Source organism: Desulfomarina sp. (assembly GCF_054039375.1).
This window is the reverse complement of sequence record NZ_JBPLBA010000277.1, coordinates 1-13,146: the sequence shown is the minus strand read 5'-3', so window position 1 is coordinate 13,146 and position 13,146 is coordinate 1. Positions and strand designations below refer to the sequence as shown.

Below are 13,146 nucleotides of genomic sequence, written 5' to 3'. Positions count from 1 at the left end.
CACCCTGGAAACTGCAGTCACTTCTTGCCAGACATTCCTCAATGAAAAAATAAAATTTCCAGGGTAATTACTCACAGGTACCCCAGCTTTTCACGGTCTCCTGTGTCCGCATAGGTAGGCTATAGTGAACAAAAGAGTCTGCAAAAATCTGTGGCACCTGCGAGCAATTACAGTTCAGAGGTAATAAAATCATATAATTGCTACCCCTATGAGTAGTTACGGCTGAGTTTCATACGTAATCAGAATGAAAAAAGACAAACAGGACAGATCCAACAAGACAGGACTGGGGAAAACCGGCTATCGTCCGTTCTGGGTCCTCAATCTTTCCATCGGCATCAGGGCCGCACACCAGGTTGGAGCCGCCATTTTTCTGGCAGACTATCTCCTCAACGGGGAATGGACTCCCCCTCCATTTTATCTCGGTCTGGTCATTCTCAGCGGTGCTGCCCTGGTGTTCACGGAAGCCATGCGACACCGACAACTGTACAGAGAAGTCTCAGGCGTCTGCACTCTGATCAAACTGCTGCTGCTTGGCGCAGCCTTCCACGGTATCCTTCCGGCAAAAGGAGCTGTGCTGGCCGCTTTTGTCCTGGCCTCCATCAGCTCCCATGCCCCGAAAATGTTCCGACACCGACTTCTCTTTTAAACACCAACCGCACCGGCAAACTCAGTGACTCACTGGCAGCCCGTTTTTTCACGGTCTCGTTTATCCGCATGGCAGGCTATAGAAAACAGAAGAGCCTGCAAAAATCTGTGCCACCTGCGAGCAGTTACGGATTCACTCATCCCGGTCAATTTTTATAATCCGGTCACCCGGTTTTAAGGCATCGCCTTTCTTGACAAAAATTGATGTCACGATTCCACTCATTTCACACAGAACCGGTGTCTGCATCTTCATGGCTTCCATGATGGCGATACGATCACCCACGAGAACTTCCTGACCTTCATCCACCGATATTTCCACAATATTTCCAGCAAATGGAGAGCGCATATCCCCCAGCTTCGCAAGATCAAGGATCTCCTCCTTGGTGAGAACCGGCTCACCTTTTTCCGAAGTCGCGATATCGGGTTTAAACTCAAAGATATGCTGATGATGATCAACAGCCAGATAAACTGTAGTCTCACCTGTATCGGTTACTGGAGAGGGACCAACCTCAATCATATGTTCCTTGCCCTGGTGATCCCTGAAGGCCAGTTTATCTCCAACTTCAAACCCACCCCTATGAAAAAAGATCGCAGGCGGCAGCACATACACTCTGCCGTATTTTTCCTCAAACTTAAAAAACTCAACGGCATCATTGGGATGCTGGAGATAGAGGATGAGCTGCTGATCCGTTGGTTCAACCCCGAGATGCTCAGCCAGGGCGTAACGTTCATGGGCAAGATCTATATTTTCAATATCCTCCACACCGCCCTCTTCTTCAAGGACCTTTTTCCAGTCATCCCCCAGCACCTTTTCAAAAATCCACTCCTCCGGCTGATAGAAAGGAAACGGCCCGTACTTGCCAAGAAGCAGATTGCGAAGATCTCCCGATGGATTGCCGTAACGCTCTCCACCCAGTACATTGGAGACCGCGGTCGTCCAGAGAATCTGTGATCCCGGTGTCACTGACCAGTAATTGCCCAGCTCCTTCTGCACCCGGGGCAGCTCCTTATGGAGGATGTCCGGCATCTTGTCAAGAAAACCGCCCTTTGACGCCTGCTCCAGGCTCGAGCCCATGGCACCGCCCGGCAGCTTATGGATCTGGACCGTGGGCTGGAATCCCTTGATCTGGGACTCGAACTGCTCATAATACCGGCGCTGATCACGAATAACTTCCGATGTCTCTATCACCGCTTCTTCATCAAGCCCAATGGCCACATGACCAAATTCGGCCAGAGCCTGGACCACACTGAGAATGGGCGGCGGACCGTAATAACCGGTAAAGGCAAAATCGGCCGCATCAATTATAGTTGCACCATTTTTCACTGCCTCGGTGATCCTGCCCACATCATTACCGTCTGTATTGTGACCATGATAATGAATCGGGATATCGGGGTATTTCTGTTTAAGCGCATCCACCAGCCGCCCGATCCTCGTGGGAGTGCCGAGGCCGCCATGATTTTTTATGCAGAGTACGATGTCCCGCCCCGTTACATCAATTATTTCTCCCGCCTTGGCCACATAAAACTCATCAGTGTGTTCCGGCCCCGTGGAAAAGCAGATGCACGGTTCATTGAGTTTGCCGGCCTTGCCCACTTCCTCGAACACGGCTATCATATTCGGCACGTGATTCATAAAGTCAAAGGTTCGCCACACATCCACATATTTGGCAAACTCTTTTACCGTAAAACGAATCACATTCTGGGGATATGGCCGATAACCAAAAAGATTCACGCCCCTGCAAAGGGTCTGAAACATGGTATTGGGCATGGCCGACCGGAGTTTCTTCAGTTTGAGAAAGGGGTCCACCTGTTTTCGCAGGATATCAACATGGATTGAAGCACCTCCGGTGATTTCCAGTGAAAAATAGCCCGCCCGCTCCCTGGCGGGAGCTGCAAGCAGGTCCGTATGGAGCAGTATCCGGTTCTTGAAATCGGACTGGGACAGATCCCTGGCCGTATTAGTTATATAATACCCTTCGGCATCTCTCAGCGTCTTGACGATATCGTCCGCCGCCGTTCCCTGGTTAATTCTTGTCATATGTCTTTCCTGTAAAAAAGTCGTCGTTATGGCAAATCATCTCATACAGCATATGGGTTTTCCCGGTAATAATGAATCTCCGAAATCAGCCTGGCCAGTTTGGCCACCTCACTGGCATCATCCTCATAGACAAAAAGATGGGGATGGGTATCCAGATAAGAAGTATCAAAATTCCCTGAAAGAAAATCCTTTTCCCTGGCAATATTTTCATAAAAAGGGATTGTTGTTTTAGGCCCTCTGATGGCAAAATTCTGCAGACACCGTCTCAACCGGCCAACGGTCTCCTCCCAGGTGAAACCATGCACCGTCAGTTTGACCAGCAGGGAATCATACACCTCGGGGATAATATAACCCTGGTAAACAAAACCATCGAGACGTACACCGAAACCACCCGTTGAACGATAGACTTCCACAACCTTTCCTCCTTCCGGAAGAAAATCGTTCTTCGGGTCTTCCGCATTGATCCGCACTTCAATGGCGTGACCTCTCGGCTTGACATCGTCCTGGGTAAAAGAAAGCGGCTGCCCGAAGGCCAGGTTGATCTGGTTTCTGACAATATCAATACCCGTTATCATCTCCGTCACCGTGTGCTCAACCTGAACACGGGTATTGATCTCCATGAAATAGTAGTTGTAATCGCTGTCAATGAGAAATTCGACGGTTCCGGCATTGAAATACCTGGCTGCCTTAGCCGCCCTGACCGCAGTTTCACAAATCTCGTCCAGCAGAGCCTTGTCCTCGATCATTGACGGGGCTATTTCCACAAGTTTCTGGTTTCTCCGCTGGATAGAGCAGTCCCTGGTTCCCAGGTGCAGGGTCTTGCCGAAACTGTCCGCAAGGATCTGAACCTCAACATGTTTCGGATTGAGAACCACCTTTTCAAGGTAGACGGAATCATCGTTAAAGGCAGCCAGTGCTTCAGAACGGGCGACAGGAATCTGTTCCACCATTTCTTCGCTGTTTTCAATACGCCGGATCCCGCGTCCGCCACCACCCGAGGTGGCCTTCAGCATCACCGGGTAACCGTATTCTTCCCCGAATGCCAACGCTTCGTCAATCCCCTCCTGCCCCTGGGAAAGATTGGGGGTTCCAGGAACCATGGGAATTCCGGCATCGGCCATGATTTTCCTGGCGATAACCTTGTTGCCGAGATTAGTGATTATCTCGGAAGAGGGGCCGATAAAGGTGATTCCCGCCTCCTCACAACCTCTGGCAAAAAACGGGTTCTCAGCCAGAAAACCGTAACCGGGGTGAATTGCGCAGGCCCCGGATGTCTTCGCTGCCTTAATTACTTTGGCAATATTAAGATAATCACAGCGGGGTCCATCCCCCAGCAGGATCGCTTCATCCGCTATTCTGATATGTCGTGACATTTCGTCGGGGGCTTCATAGACTGCCACTGCGTCATGGCCCAGTTCCTGAATCGCCCGGATCAGTCGAATCGCAATTTCCCCACGGTTCGCTACTAAAATTTTCTTTTTCAATGGAACTCCTTACAAATAAAAAATAAAAAATAAAAATGCATTCAACCGGAGACAGTTGCACAGAACAAGCAACCTCTTTAATGGGCCCCATTCTAATCAGTTTTCCTTAACAAATCAATCAATCAAATATCTCTACTGGGAATCGTCTGCCAATCTTTCCATATACAACTGCCACCAAGCCGTCGGCTTTTCTATTTTTACCACCATTTCCAGTTGACGATTTCTTATCTTTCAGGTTATATATTGTAGTTTTGCCTGGATCATGAGGGCTAAAACAATACCCTTCCACGCAGTCCAAAATCCTTAAAATGGTGAACACCACCTTCACAACCTTTACACTCTTCAAACAAAGAGGAAAATGTTAATGAAAGCACTAATAGCCCTGGAGGACGGCACGATCTTTGAAGGTCGCTCCTTCACCGGCCATGGGGAAGCTGTAGGCGAAATCGTCTTCAATACATCCCTCAGCGGCTACCAGGAAATCCTCACCGATCCCTCCTACACAGGGCAGATCGTCACCATGACTTACCCGCTAATCGGCAATTACGGTGTTACCCCGGAGGACATGGAATCCGCCGCCATTCACCCTATGGCATTCCTGATCAGGGAATACAACGGATTTCCATCCAACTACCGTTCAACCATGTCCCTGGCCGATTTTCTGAACGAGTATAATATTCTCGGGGTCGAGGACTTTGACACCCGTGCCCTGGTACGACATATCCGCTCAAAAGGAGCCATGAAAGGGATTGTTTCCACTGAAGACCTGAACCGTGAATCCCTTGTTGAACGTGCCCGCTCCTGGTCCGGACTCGTAGGCCGGGATATGGTGAAACGGGTCACATGTGATGAACCTTACGGCTGGTCAGGCAACAGACCGGTTCCGGGAACAGATTTTTCCACCGCCGAATCCGGCAACGAAAATCCTCTGAAAATAGTCGCCTATGATTTTGGTATAAAATTTAACCAGCTCAGGCTGCTGACGGAGAAAGGTTGCCAGGTACAGGTAGTACCTGCCACCACTTCTGCCGATACTGTGCTGGCTATGAATCCCGATGGAATTTTTCTCTCGAACGGTCCCGGTGATCCTGAAGGAGTTGAGGGTGTTGTAGAAACTATCCGCGCCCTGCTCGGCAAAAAGCCGATCTTCGGTATCTGCCTGGGACACCAGATTCTTGCTCTTGCTTATGGCGGAACCACCTACAAACTGAAATTCGGCCATAGGGGCGGCAATCAGCCCGTAAAAGACCTGGCGACAGGTCATGTGGAAATAACTTCACAGAATCACGGTTTCTGTGTCGACCCTGAGAGTCTGGATGAAAAAGAGGTTGAAGTGACCCACATAAACCTCAATGACAACAGTGTTGAGGGAATGCGGCATAAAAAACACCCGGTGTTTTCGGTCCAGTACCATCCGGAACATGCTCCCGGCCCCCATGACGCCGTCTATCTTTTTGACCGCTTCATCGACATGGTCAGGAAACACAACTGATACAGGCAGCGGCCCGGTCATACTGTAACCACTCCATTTCATTTATATAATAAAGTCATGCCGAAACGAACAGACATACAGAAAATCCTTATCATCGGCTCCGGCCCGATCATCATCAGCCAGGCCTGTGAGTTTGATTATTCCGGCGCCCAGGCAGTCAAGGCCCTGAAGGAAGAAGGATACGAAGTCATCCTGATCAATTCCAATCCGGCCACTATCATGACCGATCCGGAACTGGCGGATGCCACTTATATCGAGCCGATAACCCCCGAGTTCGTGGCCAGGGTTATCAGAAAAGAACGTCCGGATGCCCTGCTGCCCACCCTTGGTGGACAGACCGCCCTGAATACGGCAATCAAGGTGGCGGAAATGGGAGTACTGGACGAGTACAATGTGGAACTGCTGGCCGCCAATATTGAAGTCATCAGAAAGGCTGAGGGCAGGGAGGAGTTCAGGGATGCCATGCGAAAAATCAACCTGAAGGTTCCCGAATCCGCCATTGTCCAGACTATTGAGGATGCCATGGCAGCCGGTGATGAAATCGGTTTTCCGATTATCGTCCGTCCCAGCTTCACTCTAGGGGGAACAGGTGGCGGGGTCGCCTATAACCGCCAGGAGTTAAAAGAACTCTGCACATCCGGACTTGATCTCTCCATGACAACAGAGATCATGCTGGAGAGAAGCCTGCTCGGCTGGAAGGAGTATGAGCTTGAAGTGATGCGGGACAGAAACGACAATGTGGTCATCATCTGTTCCATCGAAAACATTGATGCCATGGGTGTTCACACCGGTGACAGCATCACCGTTGCCCCGGCCCAGACTCTCTCCGACCGCGAATACCAGGATATGCGCGATGCGGCCATTGCCATTATCAGGGAAATCGGTGTGGAAACGGGTGGTTCCAACGTCCAGTTTGCCGTCAATCCCGATGACGGAGAGCTGATGGTCATTGAGATGAACCCCAGGGTCTCCCGGAGTTCGGCCCTGGCTTCAAAGGCCACCGGCTTTCCAATCGCCAAGATCGCTGCCAAGCTTGCCGTGGGCTATACCCTGGACGAACTTCGTAACGATATCACCAGAGTCACCTGCGCCGCCTTTGAACCGACCATCGATTACTGCGTAGTGAAAATTCCCCGCTGGACCTTTGAAAAATTCCCGGAAGCGGACGACGTGTTGAGCACCGCCATGAAATCGGTGGGCGAAACCATGTCCATCGGCAGAACCTTCAAGGAGGCTTTTCAAAAGGCTATGCGCTCCCTTGAAACCGGACGCTTTGGTTTTGGCGGAGACGGAAAGCAGGTTATGACAGACCTTGAACAGGAGGACCTGGAAAAGGGACTGAGACAGCCAAGTTCCAAAAGGATTGCCGAAATTTATGAAGCACTCAAACGGGGCATGGGGCTTGATGAACTGTACAGCCATACAAAAATTGATCCCTGGTTTCTCCATAATTTCAAACAGATTGTGGAAACAGAAGAAGAGATCCTGAAAAAAGGCTTCCAGGGGTTGGACAGGGATTTCCTCCGGTTCTGTAAAAAACGCGGTTTTTCCGACCGGCAGCTTGCTTTTCTCACCGGCACAAGCGAAAATGATATCCGCGAACTGCGAATAAAACTGGCAGTCACTCCTGTCTATAAACTTGTTGATACATGCGGGGCGGAATTTGAATCCTACACACCCTATTTTTACTCCACGTACGAACAGGAAAACGAGGCAATTACCACCGAGGGCAGAAAAATCGTCATCCTGGGCGGCGGCCCCAACCGTATCGGTCAGGGCATCGAATTCGACTACTGCTGTGTTCATGCCTCCTTCGCCCTGAGGGAGATCGGGGTGGAATCAATTATGGTCAATTCCAACCCGGAGACTGTCTCCACTGATTACGACACCTCGGACAAGCTCTATTTTGAGCCTCTCACCCGGGAAGATGTCCTGAATATCATCGAACAGGAAAAACCGGACGGAGTCATTGTTCAATTCGGAGGCCAGACTCCCCTGAACCTGGCAGTTCCCCTGGAACAGGCAGGAGTAAAGGTGATCGGTACCCAGCCGGATGCCATAGACCGGGCGGAGGACAGGAAACGGTTCCAGCAGTTTCTGCAGAAACTCGGTCTGCGTCAGCCGGAAAACGATACGGTCTTCACGGTTGAAGAAGCCATCAGCGCAGCCGGCAGAATCGGCTATCCCGTGGTCGTCCGTCCATCCTACGTCCTCGGCGGCCGTGATATGCGAATCGTCTACAACGACCACGGCATCAGGGACTTTATGCGGGCAATGGGCGGAGAACGTCTTGAACATCCTGTTCTCATAGATAAATTCCTCCAGGACGCCATCGAAGTGGATGTGGACGCCATCAGTGACGGCACCAACACCATTATCGGCGGGATCATGGAACATGTGGAAGAAGCCGGCATCCATTCCGGTGACTCCTCCTGTGTACTCCCGCCCCATACTCTATCAGAATCCCTGGTGGAAGAAATCAGGCAGGCAAGCAGAGCCATGGCCGTGGAGCTCGGTGTTATCGGTCTCATGAATGTACAGTTCGCCGTCAAAGATGAGCAGCTCTACGTCCTGGAGGTCAACCCCCGGGCTTCCCGTACCGTTCCCTTTGTCAGCAAGGCCACGGGGGTCCCCCTTGCCAAACTGGCCACCAAGGTTATGCTGGGCGCCACCCTTGAGGAGCTGGGGATGACCCGGGAGGTTGAAATCAGTCACTGGGCGGTAAAAGAGGCCGTCTTCCCCTTCGACCGTTTTGAAAATGTCGACACCCTCCTGGGGCCGGAAATGAAGTCAACTGGCGAAGTCATGGGAATTGATGACAATCTTGGTCTGGCTATTGTCAAATCTCACCTGGCGGTAGGTGCAACTCTGCCCAGATCCGGAAATGTATTTATCAGTGTAAGGGACGGTGACAAGAAAAATATTGTCCCGGTGGCAAAAGCCCTGCTTGAACTGAAATTTACCATTCTGGCCACCAGCGGCACCGCTGCATTCCTGGGAAAGGCAGGTATCGAATGCACCCATATCAATAAAATTTCCCAGGGCCGCCCCCATATTCTCGATAAAATCCGTGACAATGAAATTTCATGGATTGTCAATACGTCCCTTGGAAAACGGACAACGGAGGATTCCTACACTATCAGGAGGGCAGCCCTTGACTTTCACATTCCCTACACTACCACGACAAGCGGCGCAAAGGCCCTGGTCAAGGGCATGGGAGAACTTGTGAAAAATGAGCTTGGCGTACAGCCGGTACAGTACTTTACATAAATCCGCAGCGTGTATAGAGTAAAACGCTCAACTTGCCGATTGCAAAAAAATGTTAACAGAGGATATAATATAGGGTAATCTCAATGTCATTATTTTAAGAACAAGATGGTTCAGGAAAGTCCCATTCTGGCCTTGGACGAGGGTGTCTGCAGCCAGGACGGCTGCAGTCAAGCCCCCAGGGACGGGTTTATGGCGTCCCTCGGACGAGGTCAGAATGGGACTCATCGCTTAATTAACGACATTGAGGGTAATCTGGAAAATCACTGGAAACCTCAATTGATAAGGAATTTGAAAGAAAAAATGTCAGTATAGATCTTTTAATCTGTTAAAATAAGAGCATTTTTTCGTTTTACAACAACACCGGGATCGAGGTAAATAGACAATTTTTCAAGGTGCCCTTTAGAGAGCAAAATGCGTTTCGGACGTGACAAAAGAGTATTATGTTTTACCATAGTGTCAGGACAGCGGAATAATTGCTTCACCTCTTATTTTTTTTCCTTAACAATTCAAACACATCAGAACACAACACTAAATTTTTCCCGGAGCCATTGGAGGCCTCTTTGAATACTTTTTACAAAAATCTGAGCATGTGGCTGGTCATTGGTCTGACCATGATCCTTCTTTTCAACCTGTTCAACAAGCCACAGAGTAATATGCATTCGCTCACTTACAGTGAGTTCATAGCCAACGTCGACAACAAGTCCATAAACCGTGTAACCATCAGTGGCGACACGATAACCGGTTCTCTGCAGGATGGGACTCCCTTCAAAACGGTATATCCGGTTACCGACCGGGAACTCATCCCTATCCTTCGCCAGGCCGGTGTGGATATTACCGTGAAAGAGGTCCAGAAAGACTCTGTTTTTATGACCATTTTTGTCTCCTGGTTCCCCATGCTCCTGCTGATAGCCGTCTGGATTTTCTTCATGCGCCAGATGCAGGGAGGCGGCAAAGGTGGAGCCCTCTCTTTTGGCAAAAACCGGGCGAAACTGACGGAACAGAGTGACAACAAGGTCACTTTTGCCGATGTTGCAGGTATTGACGAAGCCAAGGAAGAACTGGAGGAGATTATTGATTTTCTAAAAGATCCCGGAAAATTCACTGCTCTTGGAGGTCGTATCCCCACAGGGGTGCTGCTCGCCGGCGCTCCCGGAACCGGTAAAACACTCCTTGCCAAAGCCATTGCCGGTGAAGCGGATGTCCCCTTTTTCAGTATTTCCGGTTCAGATTTTGTTGAAATGTTTGTGGGTGTGGGTGCTTCCCGGGTCCGGGATATGTTTGCCCAGGGCAAAAAGAATGCCCCCTGCATTATTTTTATTGACGAGATTGACGCTGTCGGTCGCCATCGCGGTGCAGGACTTGGCGGCGGTCATGACGAACGCGAACAGACTCTTAACCAGCTTCTGGTTGAAATGGACGGTTTTGAGACCAATGACGGCGTGATCATTGTTGCCGCCACCAATCGCCCCGATGTTCTTGACCCGGCCCTTCTGCGTCCCGGTCGGTTTGACCGCCAGGTTGTTGTACCTGTACCTGACGTACGGGGCCGGAAAAAAATTCTTGAGATATACGCCAGAAAAACGAAAATGTCCGCGGAAGTCGATCTTGACGTACTCGCCCGCGGTACACCCGGTTTTTCCGGGGCTGACCTGGAAAACCTGGTCAACGAAGCAGCACTCATGGCTGCCCGCACAGGTGCAAAGGAAATTGATCTCGAATTACTGGAAAAGGCAAAAGACAAGATCATGATGGGGGCGGAGCGCCGTTCAATGATCATTAACGATAAGGAAAAGAAGGTTACCGCCTACCACGAGGCCGGCCATGCCCTTATTGCCTGGCTGCTTGAGGATACCGATCCCCTGCATAAAGTCACCATTATTCCCAGAGGCCGCGCTCTTGGTCTCACCATGCAGCTGCCGACGGACGATAAATACACCCATTCGAAAACCTATCTGCATAACACTATCTGTATTCTCTATGGTGGTCGTATTGCAGAACAGATTATTTTTAATGAAATCACAACCGGGGCCGGCAACGATATTGAGCGGGCTTCCGGAATGGCGCGCAAGATGGTCTGTGAATGGGGGATGAGTGATGATCTCGGCCCACTGACCTACGGTAAAAAGGAAGAGCAGATCTTCCTTGGAAAGGAAATTGGTCAGACCAGGGATTTCAGTGAGGAGACAGCGCGCAAAATTGATCAGGCTGTACGGAAAATTATTGACAAGGCTGTTGAAACGGTGACCGGCCTGCTTGAGGAAAACAAGGATATCCTGACCCGCATGGCTGAAGAGCTGCTGGAAAAAGAGACCATTGTTCTTGATGATATTGAAGCCCTTATCGAAGAACTGCGTCCCGGGAAATACACCTTTAAGAAAAAAAAGGATCCGGTGGTGGAACAGAAAAAAGAACCTGAAGCTGAAACAGAGAGGTCTCAGGAAGAGGATTCAACCAATTTAGAACCGCAAGAAGAGAAAACCGCCGAACCGGAACAGGAATTAAGGCAGGAACCGGCTCAGGAAGATGAAACTCCAGGCGGGAAAGAATCCGACGAAAAATAATGAAAAAGCCAAAGGTCAAAATCATGGGGGTTCTCAATGTTACCCCCGACTCTTTTTCCGACGGCGGGAATTTCTCAACCCTTGACAGGGCTCTTGCCCAGGTGGATCGTCTTGTTGAGGCGGGAGCGGATATTATAGATATTGGCGGAGAATCAACCCGGCCGTTTTCTGATCCTGTTTCCGTGAAAGAGGAGATGCAGAGAGTCATTCCTGTTATTTCCGCCATCAGGAAAACGCATACGGTTCCCATTTCCATAGATACAACCAAGGCACTGGTGGCCGAAGCCGCCCTTGGATCAGGTGCGGATATCATTAATGATATTTCCGCTCTCAGAAAGGATCCCAATATGATTGCCCTTGTCAGAAAAACGGATGTGCCGCTCATCATCATGCATATGAAGGGGAGTCCCTCCGATATGCAGGTCAAACCGGAATACGATGATGTTGTAACTGAAATTATGACATTTTTTCAGGAACGGATAGAAAAGATAACTGCTTACGGAATAAACAAGGAGAGGCTCATCATTGACCCAGGTATCGGTTTTGGTAAAACTCTCCAGCACAACCTGACTCTCCTGAGGGAACTGCACAGGTTTTCAGAGTTTGGCCTGCCAGTGCTTCTGGGCCACAGTCGCAAACGTTTCCTCGGGGATATTACAGGTGTTGAGTCAGAAGAAAAAAGAGATACGGCGACAGCAGTTGTTTCTGCCCTCTGCAGCAGGAAAAATATTGATATCATCCGGGTACATAATGTGGCTGCCACCCGCGAGGCGCTCCTGGTAGCTGAAGCTGTCCTGTCGTAACGTAGCTGGTCACGGGGGAGCAAGAAGCTATATGAACGTGTTCAGTTGAAAAACAGGCATTTCCCGGCTCTAACGATATTGAGAAAAATGGTTTTTCTCAGACAGGCTCCCGGCGAGAAACGATCTGATATTCGAGAAAACTGATAAAACGATACAGGTATGGAGAATTTCCGGTCCCAACACAGATAACATCACCATCGGCCAATTCCGTCGTACCTCCCTTATCCGCCCCACCGAGAACCACCTCTCCCGCTCTTGTTCCGCAGGCGCTGCCCCTGTCAACCAGGTAGAATTTCCCGTCTTCACGCAGCTCAATCTGAAAATGCTCCCGGGAAATATTCAGCAGATGACCACGGTCAATGAGGTAGAGATCATTATTTGGTTTGCTGTTTAAATCTTTTTTGGGCCGCTCAATGGCCTCCAGGCGACCATTTATCTTTGCAACCCTCGATTCCCTGCCCACTTTGAAGGGAAATTCCCTGATAATGATCAGATCATCATCAATATGATTCACCGGTACAGCCTCGACCGCTTCATCAGTAATTGCCTTCAAAGCGGCCTTCGGCAGAAACCTTGCAAGAATTTCTTTTTTGTCAACCATAAAAAAACCTTCACACCTGTTACACAATGTCATTGACTTAACTGATTACGTATGAAACTCAGCCTGTTATTTGTGAGTCTGGGGATTGGGCCTGTTTTATCAGGCGTATTTCAAAAATCACATTAGACTGATTATAAAATGATCTAGACTGACACTTTTTCATTTGAATTCCTTATCAATTGAGATTTCCAGTGATTTTTGACCGTAGGCTAGCCTGATAAAACAGGCACATCCACAATTTGGCTGAGTTTC

General features: G+C 49.7%; 8 protein-coding genes. 5 read left to right on the top strand and 3 right to left on the bottom strand.

The window, feature by feature from the left end:
- The first annotated feature begins 244 nt into the window (after positions 1-244).
- Positions 245-646 (top strand): hypothetical protein, encoded by a 402-nt coding sequence (locus ACXLDX_RS15390; protein ID WP_457578072.1) that lies wholly within the window; start codon positions 245-247, stop codon positions 644-646.
- Positions 647-778: 132 nt separating this feature from the next.
- On the opposite strand, the gene ACXLDX_RS15385 is transcribed toward ACXLDX_RS15390, so the two are convergent.
- Both ACXLDX_RS15385 and ACXLDX_RS15380 read right to left on the bottom strand, forming a co-directional pair.
- Positions 779-2,683: a biotin/lipoyl-containing protein gene (locus ACXLDX_RS15385; RefSeq protein ID WP_457578071.1), complete on the bottom strand. Its 1,905-nt coding sequence runs from the start codon at positions 2,681-2,683 to the stop codon at positions 779-781.
- Positions 2,684-2,724: 41 nt separating this feature from the next.
- A complete protein-coding gene (locus ACXLDX_RS15380; protein ID WP_457578070.1) occupies positions 2,725-4,167 on the bottom strand; it encodes an acetyl-CoA carboxylase biotin carboxylase subunit in 1,443 nt (480 codons plus the stop codon).
- 364 nt (positions 4,168-4,531) lie between these two features.
- Here ACXLDX_RS15380 and carA point away from each other — a divergent pair, with 364 nt between their 5' ends.
- The 4 genes from carA (at position 4,532) to folP (ending at position 12,293) form a co-directional block, all read left to right on the top strand.
- The gene (carA, locus tag ACXLDX_RS15375; RefSeq protein ID WP_457578069.1) at positions 4,532-5,659 is read left to right on the top strand and encodes a glutamine-hydrolyzing carbamoyl-phosphate synthase small subunit; all 1,128 of its coding nucleotides are present in this window, start codon (positions 4,532-4,534) and stop codon (positions 5,657-5,659) included.
- A 57-nt stretch (positions 5,660-5,716) separates the two neighbouring features.
- Positions 5,717-8,929, top strand: a complete 3,213-nt coding sequence (carB, locus tag ACXLDX_RS15370) for a carbamoyl-phosphate synthase large subunit (RefSeq protein ID WP_457578068.1) — start codon at positions 5,717-5,719, stop codon at positions 8,927-8,929.
- Between the two features lie 560 nt (positions 8,930-9,489).
- On the top strand, positions 9,490-11,490 hold the full coding sequence (gene ftsH, locus ACXLDX_RS15365; RefSeq protein ID WP_457578067.1) for an ATP-dependent zinc metalloprotease FtsH: 2,001 nt from the start codon (positions 9,490-9,492) through the stop codon (positions 11,488-11,490).
- Positions 11,490-12,293: a dihydropteroate synthase gene (folP, locus tag ACXLDX_RS15360; protein ID WP_457578066.1), complete on the top strand. Its 804-nt coding sequence runs from the start codon at positions 11,490-11,492 to the stop codon at positions 12,291-12,293. The genes ftsH and folP overlap by 1 nt, the downstream gene beginning before the upstream one ends.
- 97 nt (positions 12,294-12,390) lie before the next feature.
- On the opposite strand, the gene ACXLDX_RS15355 is transcribed toward folP, so the two are convergent.
- Entirely contained in the window at positions 12,391-12,894 is a 504-nt protein-coding gene (locus ACXLDX_RS15355) for an FHA domain-containing protein (protein WP_457578065.1), read from the bottom strand.
- Between the last annotated feature and the right edge of the window lie 252 nt (positions 12,895-13,146).